Here is a 15,182-nt window from a genome sequence, read left to right as displayed (position 1 = left end):
CTCCCTATCTAATTCAAGTATTCTGTCTGTTCAGGATGTCCTGCAGCACTGGAGCGATATAGGCGCGGAATTGAGCTGGATTCTCGCTCATCGGGAAATGGCCTAGCCGTTCCATGATCTTGGCCCTGGCGCCGGGAATGCTCGCGGCCGTGCGCAGCGTGTCCTCCGGCGTGCAGGAAAAATCGTATTCACCGGTCAAGAGATAGAGCGGGCATTGGCGCACATCGATTTGGCCGACGCGGCCGCGCAGATCGCCGTCAACCCGGTAGAAATAGAGATCGCCCTTGAAGATGCCGGGACCGCCTTGCTTGTAGCCCCAAAGAGTCTCGTCGCGCGCCACCACTGGTCCGTTCGGCGCGATCAGGCCGGAGACCAGCGCGGCGCACACTTCGCCGCCATGGACATCGGGCCGGTTCAGCCAGGCCGTGTCGTACCAGGGCTGCTGGAAGTCGGCGGCCTCGAGTCCGATCAGCGCGCGAAACTCGCTGGCATGCGATATCGCCAGATTGAGGACGATGCGTCCCCCGATCGAGCAGCCCATCACCACCGGCCGATCGAGCCTCAAGGCGCTGCAAAACGCGCGGATCGTGGCCGTGTAGGTCGCCGTCGTCAGCCTGTACTCGTTGCCATACTGGCTGTCGGGCGGGTTCGACTTGCCGTGCCAGGGCATGTCGAACGTGATGATGCGAAACTGCCTGGTGAACTCTTCGTCAACAAGCAAATGGCGCCACTGCCGCGCATCGGAGCCGGCGGTGTGCAGGCATACCAGGGGAATGCCGGTGCCATTCTCCTCGAAATAGATGCGGTTGATCTCGCCATCGATCTCGACGTGAACGTAGCGGCCAACGATCGGTTCAACAAAGCCACTCATGATGCGCCCAAAAGACCGCTGCGACGCGGCAGCGCCAGGAGATCCTTGAAGTACTGCAGATGCGCCATGAAGGGATGCAGATCGCCTTCCAGCGTCGCCTCCCCGCGCTTGGTGAGCGCGAGCAGATCGTGCCGGCCGGGCGGCGGCATCGCCTGCCAATAGGCGCGGAACGCGGCCGGCGTCGCGCGATAGGCGAAGCGCCACGACCGCATCAACACCGGCGCGGGGGTCATATCGAGGATGCGCCCGCCCTGAATGGTCACATGAAAGGGCTGCACCGTGGGCCCGAGCAGGCACTCCACGTCGAGCAACCGGCCGCGGCTGATCAGCTTCTCATCACGCGACAGCAATTCTGGAATGGTCCTGAACGCTTCGACCACCTGATTGTCGAACGGGACAGATTGCCGGTCGGTCGATCCCGCATCAGGGTTCACGCTAATTTCCTCCCGCATCGTTCTGCACAATAGAACGCTGTTCTATTTTTCTGGCACTCCTTTACACTCAGTCGACGATCGAACTCAAGGGGGATCGATGGGCATCGGTGTTTGGTGGTTCGGGCGCGCTTGGTGCATTTGCCACGCGCGATCCGAGCGCGCTGGGACCACTACATGGCTCGGCCAGGATGACCCAAGGCCTGCAACGTGCCGAGGAAATTCCCGCTGCTGGAGTAGCGGATCTTATGGCGGTCGGCCGGGGGATACGTCGAACATAAAGACGCCGATCGCTTTCGGCGCCAAAACAGCTTTCAATTGAGGCCGGCCAAGCGCTCAGTGGATGCGAGGAGCGGCCGCCTTGAACGTGAGCTCACCCCTGATCCTGCGGCGTTTCGTCGTGCCGTGGTGAGCTGGCGTCATCGGTCGCCGGGAATATGGCGTCGTAGATGGCGCGCGCTTCGCGGATAAGCCGAGCCCGTTCCAGCTCAGACTTTGGAACAAATCGAACGACTTCACCCATATGCGGCTCCAAGCCAATCCCAGAGGCAATTCCCGTTAGATGACGGCAATCATCTCAAATACATTGTGATCGCGGCAGAAATCCGCATCCCATAGGTCCCGATGCGGCTATAAAAAGATCGTGAAAGTGCGTGAGAAGGGAACCGATGGCAGGCCCACCTCACACGGCAGTGCCTGCGGCAATCGATATAAAATCAAGAGGGGCACGGGCAACGTGCTCGCCGATCAACGATCAACATCAGGGAGAGAAGCATGGCAGCAGCAGTCGAAGGCTCGAAGGCGCGGGTCGACATGAAGCTCGAGATCGTCGTCATCCCGGTTTCAGATGTCGATCGCGCGAAACAGTTCTACGCAAAGCTCGGATGGAGACTCGATGCCGATTTCGCCGCTGGCGAGTGGCGTGTGATCCAGTTCACGCCGCCTGGCTCGCCCTCCTCGGTCATCTTCGGCAAGAACGTCACCCCGGCAGCGCCCGGCTCCGCACAGGGCCTGTACCTGATCGTCTCCGACATCGAGGCCGCCCGCGGCGATCTGCTCAGTCGCGGCGTCAAGGTCAGCGAAGTGTTCCACGGCGGCGGTGACGAACACAATGGCAGGGACGAACCCTATTTGTTTGGCCGGCTGCGGGTCGGCGGCGTCGATCCCGAACATCGCAGCTATCAGTCGTTTGCCTCGTTCAGCGATCCGGACGGCAACGGCTGGCTGCTCCAGGAGATCACCGCGCGATTGCCGGGCCGCGTGGACACGGACGGCACGATGTTCACCTCGCCGAGCGAACTCGCGAGCGCACTCCGCCGCGCGGCGGCCGCGCATGGCGAGCACGAGAAGCGGAACGGCGGCGAGCACGATGCGAACTGGCCTGACTGGTACGCCGAGTACATCGTCAATGAACAGACCGGCAAACCGTTGCCGTCGTAGCAACGGCGCTGTGAAAGGCATCGCATCGGCCAATCGCCGCTCCATGAATCGGAGCGGCGACTGGGCGCGGAGGGGCTGCGCCGCCCTCAGGCCCGCTGCGGCATTGCCACGGGTAAGTCGTGCTGCACGACGGGCTCGTCCGCGGCGATATCCTCCCGATAGGTCTCGGGCCCGATCCAGACCGCGATCACCGTACACAGCGACAGGAACATCGCGTAGCAGGCGACGGGCCACCAACTGCCGTAGGCGGCAACCAGTGCCGTTGCGACGAACGGCGCCGGACCGCCTGCGAGCAGCGAGCCGAGCTCGCGCGCAAACGCGAATCCGGCAAAGCGACGCTGCGGCGGGAACAGCTCGGCGAAGTAGGCAGCCTGCGGTCCGAACATCGCGGCCGTCACCACCGCCCGGGCCAGGATGAACGCGATCGCGATCCAGATCCACTCCTTGGTCCCGACCATCCAGAAGAACGGGAAAGCCAACGCCACGCCCGCCAACGCGCCGAACAGATAGACCGGCCGCCGTCCGATGCGATCCGACAGCGCCGCAAAGCCGAGGATCGCGAACAGCTCGATGGTGAATGCGAGCATCAGCGCGCTCAGCGCTTCCGATCTCGGTACGCCCACCGTGGTGATGACGTAGCTGAGGCCGAACACGGGGAAGAAATAGCCGAGCCCGTTCTCGGCCATCCGCGCGCCGAGCACGACCAGGAAGTTGCGCGGATGCTGGCGCAACGCCTCCATCGCCGGGTTGCGCTCGATCTTGCCGCGCGCGACGACCGCCTCGGTGTAAACGGGCGTTTCCGCCACGCGCATGCGGACGAAGATGCCGACGACGATCAACAGGAAGCTTGCCAGGAACGGCAGGCGCCAGCCCCAGCTCATCATCGCCTCGCGTGGCAACATGGTCACAAGCGCGAAGGCGCCGGCGGCAAGCAGATTGCCAACCGACACGCCGAGCGGCGCGAAGCCACCCCAAAAGCCGCGATGCCGGCGCGGTGCGTTCTCCACGAGATAGATCACCGCGCCGCCATATTCGGCACCGGCGCCGAGGCCCTGAACCACGCGCATTGCGACAAGCAGCAGAGGTGCCCAGATCCCGATCTGCGCATAGGTCGGCAACAGGCCGATCGCGGTGGTGCCGACGCCGATCATCAGAAGCGTTGCGACCAGGACCGGCTTGCGGCCATAACGATCGCCCATGATACCGAACAGGATGCCGCCCAACGGGCGCACCACGAAGCCGACGCCGAAGGTCAGGAACGCCAGCAGCGTTCCGACGACGGGATCGCTCTTCGGGAAGAACAGCTCGCCGAACACCAGTGCGGCCGCGGTGCCGTAGAGGAAGAAGTCATACCATTCGAGCGCGGAGCCGACGCTCGCAGCAAGGATCACACGTAAACGCGATTGGCCGGCGTCGCCGGCCTTGAGCTCGGTCATGGGTTTCCATCCCTGTTGGTTTGTTTATCTGATCGTCACAAGCGCGAAGCCCGCGGGTCTTGCTCCCCGCGGGCTTCGTCTGAATTCTCTAGGCTGCGCGCGTGAAGTAGGTCTTCTTCGACGCCGACTGCGTTTCGTAGATCGAGCCCTGGCGCTTGGGCGGCGGCAGCGGCATGCGCACCGGAACGCTGGTCATGCGCGGCGCGATCACCGAACCGCCGGCGAGCAGACGGCTGTCGAACTCGGCAAAATCCTTCACACCCGCCAGCGGCCAGGCGTCGCTTGCCGCGACTTCATAGAGCAGCAGGTTGCGCGGGCGGTTCGACGTGTTGGTCGCCGAGCCGTGCAGCGCGCGCACGTGATGGAACGACATGCTGCCCGCCTTGCCGATGCAGGGCACCGCGCGCTTGATCTCGTCCTGAATCAGGTCTGGATCGATCAGACCGGCGAAGCAGCCGTCCTCGCCGTGGTGATTCCACATGGTGTCGCCGACATGCGATCCGGGCGTCACCAGCATGGGACCGTTCTCCAGATCGCAATCGTCGAGCAGCACGCCGATCGCAAGGATGTCGTCATTGGTGTGGGGATAGAACGCCCAGTCCTGGTGCCACTCGACCGGGGATCCGTACTGCGCGGACTTCATGTTGAGCTTGGAGCCGTGCAGGCGCAGGCCGGGTCCGATCAGCTTGGTGAGGATGGAGATGACGGGGTCGCTGCGCACGATCTGATCGAAGATCGGGTGCACCTTGTGCGGCGCCTTGATGCGGCGGACTCGCGGATTGTCCGGGGTGTGGCCGGGTTCGAGGTCATAGACGTCGGTATGCTCGGTCACATTGGACGCGCCGGCGACCAGTTCGGCCAGCACCGTGCGAACCCGCGCCAGAGTATCCTTGTCGAGCACCTCGGGGACGACGATCACCCCGTCGCGCCGGTAGGCTTGGGCCATTTCGTCCGAAATCATGCAGCGGTTCCTCCGTTATTATGCTAGCGCTATCATTTCTGATGACAGCGCTATCATAAGCAATGCTAGCGCTGTCACAGTGGATACGCAATCCGGAATCGTGCAGATTCGCCGTCATCATGAGTTCCGAATGACCGACACCGAAACCAGTTCCAGCCAGCTCGCCCCGACGCTGTCGGCAGTGGCCAAACGCGCCGGCGTCTCATCGATCACCGTGAGCCGGGTGGTCCGATTGCCGGACCTGGTCGCGCCGGAGACCCGCGCCAGGGTCGAGAAGGCGATGCGGGAACTCGGCTATGTGCCCAATCTGGTCGCGGGAGCGCTGGCGAGCGCGAAGACCAATTCGGTCGGTGTCCTGGTGCCGACGATCGCGAACTCGATCTTTGCCGACACGGTGCAGGGCCTTTCCGACAAGCTTGAGCCGCTCGGCTATTCCGTGATCCTCGCACAGTCGCGCTACGACGCTGCGCGCGAGGACCGCATGCTCGCGGCGCTACTGTCGCGGCGGCCGGAAGCGATCATCATGGTCGGCTCGCCGGCGACCGAGGATGGCAAGCGCCTGCTGCGTCACGCGCGTATTCCGATCGTCGAGACCTGGGAGCTGCCGATCGATCCGATCGATGCCGTTGCCGGATTCGACAATTACGAAGCCGGTGTCGCCGTCGCACGCCACTTCATCGCACAGGGCCGTCAGCACCTCGCCTTCATCGGCGGCGACGACCCGCGTGGCACGCGGCGATGGCTCGGCTTCCACGACCACGCGTTGGCATCCGGGTTGCGGCCGCCGCGGCGGCTGATCCTCGAACGCAACGCGTCGGGCAGCGTCGCCGCGCATGCGAACCTGCCCGGCGTCGATGCCGTGTTCGCCGCCAACGACGCCCATGCGATCGGCTTCATGGCTGGCCTGCGCAAGGCCGGACTGTTGCGCGACGGCCCGGCCTCGGCACAGCCGGTCGCGGTCATCGGCCTCGGTGATCTCGAGATGGGCCGGCTGATCTCGCCAAGCCTCAGCACCATCAGTGTCCACGGCGATGCGATCGGCCGCACCGCGGCGACACTGACGCTCGAGCGCGGCGGCGAACGCCGCATCGATCTCGGCTTCGAGCTGGTGCTGCGCGACAGCGGCTGAACTGGTTCAGATATCGAGCGTCGCGTCGCGCTCCCATTGGGTAAAGTGCGCGGTATAGCTGTTCCATTCCTGCTGCTTCAGGTTGACATAGGCTTCCGAAAACTCCGCTCCGAGCGCGGTCTTGAGGCTCACGTCCTTGTCGAAAGCTCGGAGCGCATCGAGCAGGTTGAGCGGAAGCCTCGGCGCGTCCTTCACGGTATGGCCGAGCGCGTACATATCGATGTCGAGGCGCTTGCCCGGATCCGCCTTCGATTCAATGCCATCGAGGCCGACAGCGATAATGACCGCCTGCAGCAGATACGGATTTGCTGCACCATCCGCCAACCGCAACTCGAAACGGCCCTTGCCTGGAACGCGAACCATGTGGGTGCGGTTGTTGCCGGTCCAGGTCACCGTATTCGGCGACCAGGTCGCCCCCGAAATCGTGCGCGGCGCATTGATCCGCTTGTAGCTGTTCACGGTCGGATTGGTGATGGCCGCGATGGCTTCGGCGTGCCTCATGATTCCGCCGAGGAAGTGATAGCCCTGTTTCGACAGGCCCATCTCATCGTCGTCATCATGAAACTGGTTCTTATTGCCTGCCTCGTCCCAGACCGAGACGTGAACATGGCAGCCGGAGCCGGTGAGATTCGGGAACGGCTTCGGCATGAAGGTTGCGCGCAGGCCGTGCTTCTCCGCGATCGAGCGCACCATGAACTTGAAGAAAGAATGCCGGTCCGCGGTGATGAGCGCATCATCGAACGCCCAGTTCATCTCGAACTGGCCGTTCGCATCCTCGTGGTCATTTTGATAGGGATGCCAGCCGAGTTCCTGCATGTAGTCGCAGATCTCGGCGATCACGTCGTAACGGCGCATCAGGGCCTGCTGGTCGTAACAGGGCTTGCTGGCATTGTCCTTTGCGTCGGAGATGCCCGCGCCGTCGGGCTCGATCAGGAAGAACTCGGCTTCCACACCGGTCCTGACCCGCAATCCCCGCGCGGCAGCGTTGGCAACGATATTCTTCAGGATCGTGCGCGGGGCCTGCAACACCAGCTTTTCGTCCATCACGCAGTCCGCCGGCACCCACGCCACATCCTTGCGCCAGGGCAATTGCACCACTGCGGTCGCATCCGGCATCGCAAACAGGTCCGGATGTGCCGGTGTCATATCGAGCCAGGTCGCAAAGCCCGCAAACCCCGCGCCGTCCTTCTGCATGTCCGCAATGGCGGACGCCGGGACCAGCTTGGCGCGCTGCACGCCAAACAGGTCCGTGAACGAGATCATGAAATAGCGAATGCCTCGGTCTTTCGCGAGGGAAGCCAGATCCTGGGACACGACGCTTTCTCTTTCATTGGCGGTTGACGAGAACCCGCTAAAGCCGGTCGCGACCCGGGATCCAATCGGTCCCGGCGAGTGGCACGCGTGCCATCGCGGCGGCTTCAACGGTTAGAGCGCACAAATCCTCCGGCTCCAGATTGTGCAGGTGGTTATGTCCGCAGGCACGGGCGATTGTCTGTGCCTCCAGGGTCATAACTTTCAGGTAGTTGGCGAGGCGACGACCGGCGAGAACCGGATCGAGCCGCGCCATCAATTCAGGGTCCTGCGTGGTGATGCCGGCGGGGTCCTTGCCCTCATGCCAGTCGTCATACGCGCCGGCGGTGGTGCCGAGCTTCTCGTACTCAGCCTCGTGAGTGGGATCGTTGTCGCCGAGCGCGACCAGCGCCGCGGTCCCGATCGAAACCGCGTCGGCGCCGAGCGCGAGCGCCTTGGCCACATCACCGCCATTGCGGATGCCGCCGGAGATGATGAGCTGCACCTTGCGATGCATGCCGAGATCCTGCAGCGCCTGCACCGCGGGGCGGATGCAGGCCAGCGTCGGCATGCCGACATTCTCGATGAAGACTTCCTGCGTCGCCGCGGTGCCGCCCTGCATGCCATCGACGACGATCACGTCGGCGCCCGACTTCACTGCCAGCGCGACGTCATAATATGGGCGGGCGCCGCCGACCTTGACGAAGATCGGCTTCTGCCAGTCGGTGATTTCCCGCAGCTCGAGGATCTTGATTTCGAGATCGTCGGGCCCGGTCCAGTCCGGATGCCGCGACGCGGAGCGCTGATCGATGCCCTTCGGCAGGGTTCGCATCGCCGCGACCCGATCGGTGATCTTCTGCCCCAGCAGCATGCCGCCGCCACCGGGCTTTGCGCCCTGCCCGATCACGATCTCGATCGCGTCTGCTTTCAGCAGATCCTCCGGATTCATGCCGTAGCGCGAGGGCAGATATTGATAGACCAGCGTCTTGGACTGGCCGCGCTCCTCGGGCGACATGCCGCCGTCGCCGGTGGTGGTCGAGGTGCCCGCGATCGTCGCGCCGCGGCCCAGCGCCTCCTTGGCGTTGGCCGAGAGCGAACCAAAACTCATGCCGGCGATCGTGATCGGAATCTTGAGATGCAGCGGCTTCTTCGCATGGCGCGAACCGAGAACCACATCGGTATCGCACCGCTCACGATAGCCCTCCAGCGGATAGCGCGACATCGATGCGCCCAAAAACAGCAGGTCATCGAAATGCGGCACTTTCCGCTTCGCGCCCGCACCGCGGATGTCATAGATGCCGGTCGTGGCGGCACGACGGATCTCCGACAAGGTATAGTCGTCGAAAGTGTGCGATTTGCGGGGAACGGTCGGAGGATTTGTATAGGACATGCGGTGCCGCGCGATTGACCATGAATGGAGATGTGGGGATTCAACGGCTAGCCATAGGCATCCGCATGATCGATATTGAAATTGTAGAGCTTGCGCGCCGAGCCATAGCGCCTGAATTCCTGCGCCTTGATGTCGGTGATGCCGGCGCGGTCAAGCAATTTTGCAACCACCTCAATATGTTCCGGCCGCATCGGCTTTTCGATGCAGTCGGCGCCGAGGCTCTTCACCGAGCCACGCACGAACAGCTTTGCCTCATAGATCGAATCGCCGAGCGCATCACCGGCATTGCCGCAGACGACGAGATGGCCGGCCTGGGCCATGAATGCGGACATGTGGCCGATATTGCCGCGCACGACGATATCGATGCCCTTCATCGAGATGCCGCAACGGGACGATGCGTTGCCTTCGATCACGAGCAGGCCGCCCTGGCCTGTCGCGCCCGCATATTGGCTGGCATCGCCTTTGACGACGACTTCGCCGGACATCATGTTCTCGGCCACGCCAGGCCCCACCGAACCATGAACGGTGATTTTCGCCCGCCGGTTCATGCCGGCGCAATAGTAGCCGAGGCTCCCGCGGATATCGATCTCCACCGGCGCGTTGACGCCGACCGCGACCGCATGCGAGCCGCGCGGGTTGACGATCTCCCACCGGCTCTCGTTGGTGCCGTCGCTCAATTCATGCAGCGCCTGATTGAGCGCACGCAGTTCGGTCGCCGCGAGATCCACGGTCGGCATGATCAACGTCCCCAGAAATACACGGTGGCAGGCTCCGGCTCCCAGACTTTCGCGCCGTCGATGTCAGGCAATCCCACGAGGGCCCGGTATTCCGAACCGAAGGCGACATATTGATCCGTCTCGGCCAGCACAGCGGGCTTGCAGGCGATCGGATCGCGCAGTACGCCGAAACCGTCGCGGGTGCCGACGACAAAGGTGTAGAAGCCATCGAGATCGTCGAGGCTCTTCTGCAAGGCATCGCCAAGGCTGAGGCCGCTGTCCATCTGCGCCGTCAGATAGGCTGCAGCGACTTCGGTATCGTTCTCGGTCTCGAAGGTCATGCCCCCATGCTTGAGCTCGCGGCGCAGATTGTTGTGGTTGGACAGCGAACCATTATGCACCAGGCATTGATCGCTGCCGGTCGAGAACGGATGCGCGCCCATCGTCGTCACCGCTGATTCCGTCGCCATCCGCGTATGCCCGATGCCATGGCTGCCGCTCATCGATGCAAGACCGAAGCGCTCGGCGACGCCGGTGGGATAGCCGACCTCCTTGTAGATCTCGATGCGCTCGCCGACGCCCATCACCCGCAAGTGCGGATAGTTTTCGCGCAGCAATTGCTTCGCCTGATCCGCCTGCGCAGCTTCCAGGCGAAGCACCGCATGCGTATCCCTGACGGTCATCTGCAGCTTGGCGCCGAGTGCGTCGCCCAGTGCGGCGTCAAGACCGCTGAACAGCGCAGGATCCGGCGACTGCACGGTGATCTTGCGAGACCCGGACTCATCGGATCCGTAGACGGCGAAGCCTGCGCTGTCAGGGCCGCGGTCGCACATCGTCGCCAGCATGCCAGCAAGCAGCTTGCCGAGCTGTGGCTCGAGTGCCTTGTCCTTGATGAAAAGGCCGACAATCCCGCACATCGAATTTCACCCTGCTTCCGGACCGAACGCGACGGTGCCGGATTCCTAGCAAGGCTTTTGGCTAATTTCAACATCAATAAATTAAGTTTCCTATTGTGAAACTGACCTGCGTCGGGCATCCTCTCGCGCGCCGATGCAACGGACCAAGCAGCCGTCGCAACGCCTAACGGAGGCACGCTTGCCTTTCGCACTGTTGAAATACGGCCTGAATCCGAGACATCGGGACGCGCCGCAGTTCCGCTGGCATCCGGAGCTGAAGAGGAATTACGACATCGTCATCATCGGCGCCGGCGGCCATGGCCTGGCAACCGCCTATTATCTCGCGAGCCGTCACGGCATCACCAACATTGCCGTGCTCGACAAGGCCTGGATGGGCGGCGGCAATACCGCGCGCAACACCACGATCATTCGCGCCAACTATCTGACCCCGGAGGGCGTCGCCTTCTACAAGGAATCGGTCGAGCTGTTTCGCGGCCTTTCCGAAGAGCTCGACATCAACATCATGTATTCGGAGCGCGGCCACTTCACGCTCGCGCATACCGATGCCGCGATGCGCACGGCGCGCTGGCGCGCCGAGGTCAACAAGCATCTCGGCGTTGATTCCGAGGTGATCGATGCCGACGAGGTGGCGCGGCTCTGTCCGGTCATGAACGTGTCGGACAAGGTTCGCTATCCCATCCTCGGCGCGCTCTATCATCCTCCGGGAGCATTGGCGCGGCATGATGCGGTGGCGTGGGGCTACGCCAAGGGCGCAATGGCGCGCGGCGTCGAGGTCCATCCCGGCACCGAGGTCACCGGCATCCTGAAGGAAGGCGACCGCGCCGTCGGTGTCGAGACCACCCGCGGCACGATCTACGCCGGCAAGGTCATGCAGGCGGTCGCCGGCTCTTCCAGCAGGGTCTCTGCACTTGCCGGTTTTCGGCTGCCGATCAAGACGATTCCGCTGCAGGCCTGCGTGTCCGAGCCGGTGAAGCCGATCCTCGACCAGATCGTCGTATCGGGCTCGCTGCATGTCTACATCTCGCAAAGCGCGCGCGGCGAGATGGTGATGGGCGGCGCGACCGATCCTTACGGGCTCTATTCGGCGCGCTCCACGCTCGACTTCAAGGAAGGGTTGATGGCGCACATGCTCGAGCTGTTTCCCTTCATGGCCGAGCTGCGCGTGCTGCGGCAATGGGCCGGCCTTGCCGACATGACGCCGGACTTCTCACCCATCATGGGACTGACGCCGATCCGCGGCTACTACGTCGATTCCGGCTGGGGCACCTGGGGCTTCAAGGCGACGCCGGTGTGCGGCTTCCGGATGGCCGAATGCGTCGCCACCGGCCGCCAGCCGGACCTTCTGAAACCCTTCGCACTCGATCGCTTTCACAGCTTCGACCTGGTCGGCGAAAAAGGCGCCGCCTCGGTCGGTCACTGACGTTGCCGCCATGAAAATCATGAACTGTCCGCTCAACGGCCCGCGCAACATCCAGGAGTTCGTCTGGATCGGCGATGTCAAGCGCACGCCGGATCCGTCATGCACCGACCGGGAATGGACCGACTATCTCTTCATCGAGGACAACCTCGCCGGCGAGGTCGACGAATGGTGGGTTCACGCACCCAGCAACAACTGGTTCATCGCCCGCCGCAACCGGCTGACCGATGAGATCCTCTGGACCAAGAGCCCGGCCGAATACTTTGCGGATCACGCACCATGACGGCAAACCAACTCAGACTGCCGGCCGGTCCATGGGGCTTGTTGCTCGACCGCGAGCGTCCGGTCACGTTCAGCTTCGACGGCATTCGCTTCCAGGGATTTTCCGGGGACGTCATCGCCAGCGCACTGATGGCTTCGGGGCGACACGTGCTGTCGCGCTCCTTCAAATATCACCGCCCACGCGGCGCGCTGACGATGGCCGGGCACGATTCCAACAGCCTGGTTCAGGTCGGGCCCGAACCCAACGTCCGCGGCGACCGCCACAGGATCGCGGAAGGAATAGCCGTAACGTCGATCAATCGCTTCGGCACGCTCGATCGGGACTGGCTGGCCTTGCTCGGCCTGTTCTCGCGCTTTCTCCCGGTCGGCTTCTACTACAAGACATTCTTTCGCCCCCACGGGGCCTGGCGTTTTTTCGAGAAGCCGATCCGCGCGCTGGCCGGCCTTGGATCGCTCGATCCGAAGGCGCCGCACGGCTATTTCGACAAGCAATATCTATTTAGTGACATCCTTGTCGTGGGCGGCGGACCGGCCGGCTTGTGTGCGGCCATCGCCGCAGCCGAAGCCGGCGCTGAAACGCTGCTGATCGACGAATGGCCTGTTGTCGGCGGATCGCTGTTGTACGGAAGAATCAATGGCAGCCGCCCAAACGCAGAGACCAGACGGCTCGAGCTGTCGTCGCGCGCAGAGGCGCTGCCGAACCTGCGCGTCATGACCGACACGACGGTGAGCGGCCTGTTCGCCGACAATTGGGCGTTAGCCCTGAAAGACAATCGCCTTTACAAGATCCGCACCAGCCAGACGGTGCTCGCAACCGGTGGCTATGACCAGCCGATCGTGTTCGCCGCCAACGACCTGCCCGGCATCATGTTCGCCGATGCGGCCCAGCGCTTGATGCGGCTCTATGGCGTCAAGCCCGGCACTCGCGCCGTCGTTGCCACGGCCAACCGGTTCGGCTACGACGCCGCGCTTGACCTTCTCGATGCCGGCATCGCCGTCGCGGCCGTCGTCGACCTCAGAAACAATGTCGAGGATGGCGCCGGCGCGGCCGCGAGAGCCCGGGGTATCCGCATCATCCCCGGTTCGACACTGATCGAGGCCCGTGGCCGCCGGCGTGTCGAGGCTGTCGCAGCCGCTTCGATCATCGACCGGGACAGGCGCGGTCCGCCGGAATGGATCGGTTGCGATCTCGTCCTGATGAGCGCGGGCTACACGCCGGCCATCAACCTCGCCTGCCACACCGGTGCGAAGGTCGCCTACGATCCGTCGATCGCCATGCATCGCGCGGCGGACCTGCCGCCGGGCGTCAGCCTTGCGGGCTCGGTTGCCGGCGCATGGTCGGATGATCTCGCCTGTGCGCACGGGACAAGCGTGGGGCAAGCAGCAGCGAAGGCAGCGCTCGGGCAAGGCGCGGCGCCGCCAGCGCCGGTCGCGGATGCAACAGCAAGCGACGTCACGCACCCGTGGCCGATCACCGAAGCCGCGCACGGCAAGGACTTCATCGATTTCGACGAGGACCTGCGCACACGCGACATCGTCGATTCCGTGCATGACGGCTACGACGATATCCAGCTCGTCAAACGCTATTCGACCGCGGGCCTCGGTCCGAGCCAGGGGCGCCACGCCAATCTCAACACCATCCGCCTGGTTGCGCGTGAGACGAAGCGCAAGGTCGAGGCGGTCGGCACCACGACGTTTCGTCCGCCGCTGGTGCCGGAAAAATTCGGCCACCTCGCCGGGCGCGGGTTCGAGCCGACGCGGCTGACGGCGATGCACGACCGGCATCTTGCGCTCGGCGCACAGATGATGCCGGCCGGACTGTGGCTGCGTCCCGCCTATTACGGACCGAAGGGCAACAGCGCGGCTGTGATCACCGCCGAGGTGAAAGCCGTTCGTGACAATGTCGGCCTCATTGACGTCTCGACGCTCGGCGGCTTCGATATCCGCGGCCCCGATGCCGCGGCCTTCCTCGATCGCATCTACACGTTCAACTACCTGAACCAGCCCGTCGGCCGGGCCCGCTACACCCTTTTGACCGACGAGACCGGCGTCATCATCGATGACGGTGTCGCCTGCCGGCTGCACCAACAGCACTTCTACGTCACCGCCACGACCGGCGCGGCCGATCAGGTCTACCGGCTGATGAGCTTCTGGAACCAACAGTGGCGTCTGGACGTCGATATCGCCGCGGTCACGGCGGCCTACGCGGGCATCAACATTGCCGGTCCCCGCGCACGTAGCGTGATCGAACAGCTCGAAAGCGACATCGACTTCTCGACCGCCGCATTCCCCTATCTCGGCGTTCGCACCGGACATCTCGCCGGCATTCCCGTGCGCGTGCTGCGCGTCGGCTTCGTCGGCGAACTCGGATACGAGATCCGTTGTCCGTCAGCCTTCGGCGCCAGGCTGTGGGATCGACTGATGGAGGCCGGCAAATCATTCGGCATCAAGCCCTTCGGCGTGGAGGCCCAGCGCGTGCTGCGGCTGGAGAAAGGGCACATCATCGTCGGCCAGGACACCGACGGTCTCACTCACCCGGCCGAAGCCGGCATGACGTGGGCCTTGTCGAAGACCAAGCCGGCCTATCTCGGCAAGCGTTCCGTCGACATGCAGATCGCCAAGGGTGCACGGCGCGTGCTGACCGGCTTCACCGTGGCAGCGACGGCCGACATGCCGAAGGAGAATCACCTGGTGATCGAGAACGGCGATATCGCCGGCCGCGTCACGTCTGTGGCGCTGTCGCCGACTTTGAACAAGGTGATCGGTCTCGCCTACCTGCCCGCCGGGAAGAATGCTGTCGGCGCGCGGTTCCAGATTCGCGTCGATGGCGGGCGCATGGTGCAGGCCGAAGTGGTGCCGACCCCGTTCTACGATCCCGAACACAAGCGACAGGAGATGTGAC

14 protein-coding genes are annotated in these 15,182 nt (G+C 63.7%); 5 read left to right on the top strand and 9 right to left on the bottom strand.

Annotated features, from left to right (window positions below):
* Nucleotides 1-13 precede the first annotated feature (13 nt).
* From I6F35_RS05460 to I6F35_RS05450, 3 genes are all read right to left on the bottom strand, one after another.
* Nucleotides 14-871, bottom strand: coding sequence for an alpha/beta hydrolase (locus I6F35_RS05460; protein WP_225116634.1), 858 nt, complete (start codon nt 869-871; stop codon nt 14-16).
* Complete coding sequence (locus I6F35_RS05455; RefSeq protein ID WP_225116633.1) at nt 868-1,305, bottom strand: hypothetical protein; 438 nt, start codon at nt 1,303-1,305, stop codon at nt 868-870. Before I6F35_RS05455 ends, I6F35_RS05460 begins: the two co-directional genes overlap by 4 nt.
* 370 nt (nt 1,306-1,675) lie before the next feature.
* A complete protein-coding gene (locus I6F35_RS05450; protein ID WP_225116632.1) occupies nt 1,676-1,825 on the bottom strand; it encodes a hypothetical protein in 150 nt (49 codons plus the stop codon).
* A 251-nt stretch (nt 1,826-2,076) separates the two neighbouring features.
* Here I6F35_RS05450 and I6F35_RS05445 point away from each other — a divergent pair, with 251 nt between their 5' ends.
* Nucleotides 2,077-2,742, top strand: a complete 666-nt coding sequence (locus I6F35_RS05445) for a VOC family protein (RefSeq protein ID WP_225116631.1) — start codon at nt 2,077-2,079, stop codon at nt 2,740-2,742.
* A gap of 86 nt (nt 2,743-2,828) precedes the next feature.
* On the opposite strand, the gene I6F35_RS05440 is transcribed toward I6F35_RS05445, so the two are convergent.
* Together I6F35_RS05440 and I6F35_RS05435 are read right to left on the bottom strand one after the other, a co-directional pair.
* Nucleotides 2,829-4,178, bottom strand: a complete 1,350-nt coding sequence (locus I6F35_RS05440; protein ID WP_225116630.1) for an MFS transporter — start codon at nt 4,176-4,178, stop codon at nt 2,829-2,831.
* Nucleotides 4,179-4,266: 88 nt separating this feature from the next.
* Nucleotides 4,267-5,139, bottom strand: a complete 873-nt coding sequence (locus I6F35_RS05435) for a phytanoyl-CoA dioxygenase family protein (RefSeq protein WP_225116629.1) — start codon at nt 5,137-5,139, stop codon at nt 4,267-4,269.
* A gap of 130 nt (nt 5,140-5,269) precedes the next feature.
* On the opposite strand from I6F35_RS05435, the gene I6F35_RS05430 reads away from it, so the two are divergent.
* A complete protein-coding gene (locus I6F35_RS05430) occupies nt 5,270-6,268 on the top strand; it encodes a LacI family DNA-binding transcriptional regulator (RefSeq protein ID WP_225116628.1) in 999 nt (332 codons plus the stop codon).
* A gap of 6 nt (nt 6,269-6,274) precedes the next feature.
* Here I6F35_RS05430 and glnT read toward each other — a convergent pair whose 3' ends face one another.
* The 4 genes from glnT to I6F35_RS05410 are packed head-to-tail and all read right to left on the bottom strand — an operon-like array spanning nt 6,275 to nt 10,581.
* Nucleotides 6,275-7,582: a type III glutamate--ammonia ligase gene (glnT, locus tag I6F35_RS05425; protein WP_225116627.1), complete on the bottom strand. Its 1,308-nt coding sequence runs from the start codon at nt 7,580-7,582 to the stop codon at nt 6,275-6,277.
* 37 nt (nt 7,583-7,619) lie between these two features.
* Nucleotides 7,620-8,948 (bottom strand): FMN-binding glutamate synthase family protein, encoded by a 1,329-nt coding sequence (locus I6F35_RS05420; protein WP_225116626.1) that lies wholly within the window; start codon nt 8,946-8,948, stop codon nt 7,620-7,622.
* Between the two features lie 47 nt (nt 8,949-8,995).
* Nucleotides 8,996-9,685: a GXGXG domain-containing protein gene (locus tag I6F35_RS05415; protein WP_225116625.1), complete on the bottom strand. Its 690-nt coding sequence runs from the start codon at nt 9,683-9,685 to the stop codon at nt 8,996-8,998.
* Between the two features lie 2 nt (nt 9,686-9,687).
* Nucleotides 9,688-10,581 (bottom strand): glutamine amidotransferase family protein, encoded by an 894-nt coding sequence (locus tag I6F35_RS05410; RefSeq protein WP_225116624.1) that lies wholly within the window; start codon nt 10,579-10,581, stop codon nt 9,688-9,690.
* A gap of 178 nt (nt 10,582-10,759) precedes the next feature.
* Here I6F35_RS05410 and I6F35_RS05405 point away from each other — a divergent pair, with 178 nt between their 5' ends.
* The 3 genes from I6F35_RS05405 to I6F35_RS05395 are packed head-to-tail and all read left to right on the top strand — an operon-like array spanning nt 10,760 to nt 15,181.
* Nucleotides 10,760-12,001 (top strand): FAD-dependent oxidoreductase, encoded by a 1,242-nt coding sequence (locus I6F35_RS05405; protein WP_225116623.1) that lies wholly within the window; start codon nt 10,760-10,762, stop codon nt 11,999-12,001.
* Between the two features lie 10 nt (nt 12,002-12,011).
* Entirely contained in the window at nt 12,012-12,281 is a 270-nt protein-coding gene (locus I6F35_RS05400) for a sarcosine oxidase subunit delta (protein ID WP_225116622.1), read from the top strand.
* Nucleotides 12,278-15,181: a 2Fe-2S iron-sulfur cluster-binding protein gene (locus I6F35_RS05395; protein WP_225116621.1), complete on the top strand. Its 2,904-nt coding sequence runs from the start codon at nt 12,278-12,280 to the stop codon at nt 15,179-15,181. Before I6F35_RS05400 ends, I6F35_RS05395 begins: the two co-directional genes overlap by 4 nt.
* Nucleotide 15,182: the final 1 nt, after the last annotated feature.

It is taken from the genome of Bradyrhizobium sp. BRP22 (genome assembly GCF_020194175.1).
Classification (GTDB): Bacteria; Pseudomonadota; Alphaproteobacteria; order Rhizobiales; family Xanthobacteraceae; genus Bradyrhizobium.
This window is presented reverse-complemented; position numbering and strand designations above follow the sequence as displayed.

What these genes read in the sequence shown, in the direction of transcription:
- I6F35_RS05460 (WP_225116634.1), bottom strand. Translation starts at nt 871, where the DNA reads ATGAGTGGCTTTGTTGAACCGATCGTTGGCCGCTACGTTCACGTCGAG.
- I6F35_RS05450 (WP_225116632.1), bottom strand. Translation starts at nt 1,825, where the DNA reads ATGGGTGAAGTCGTTCGATTTGTTCCAAAGTCTGAGCTGGAACGGGCT.
- I6F35_RS05445 (WP_225116631.1), top strand. Translation starts at nt 2,077, where the DNA reads ATGGCAGCAGCAGTCGAAGGCTCGAAGGCGCGGGTCGACATGAAGCTC.
- I6F35_RS05440 (WP_225116630.1), bottom strand. Translation starts at nt 4,178, where the DNA reads ATGACCGAGCTCAAGGCCGGCGACGCCGGCCAATCGCGTTTACGTGTG.
- I6F35_RS05435 (WP_225116629.1), bottom strand. Translation starts at nt 5,139, where the DNA reads ATGATTTCGGACGAAATGGCCCAAGCCTACCGGCGCGACGGGGTGATC.
- I6F35_RS05430 (WP_225116628.1), top strand. Translation starts at nt 5,270, where the DNA reads ATGACCGACACCGAAACCAGTTCCAGCCAGCTCGCCCCGACGCTGTCG.
- I6F35_RS05420 (WP_225116626.1), bottom strand. Translation starts at nt 8,948, where the DNA reads ATGTCCTATACAAATCCTCCGACCGTTCCCCGCAAATCGCACACTTTC.
- I6F35_RS05415 (WP_225116625.1), bottom strand. Translation starts at nt 9,685, where the DNA reads ATGCCGACCGTGGATCTCGCGGCGACCGAACTGCGTGCGCTCAATCAG.
- I6F35_RS05410 (WP_225116624.1), bottom strand. Translation starts at nt 10,581, where the DNA reads ATGTGCGGGATTGTCGGCCTTTTCATCAAGGACAAGGCACTCGAGCCA.
- I6F35_RS05400 (WP_225116622.1), top strand. Translation starts at nt 12,012, where the DNA reads ATGAAAATCATGAACTGTCCGCTCAACGGCCCGCGCAACATCCAGGAG.
- I6F35_RS05395 (WP_225116621.1), top strand. Translation starts at nt 12,278, where the DNA reads ATGACGGCAAACCAACTCAGACTGCCGGCCGGTCCATGGGGCTTGTTG.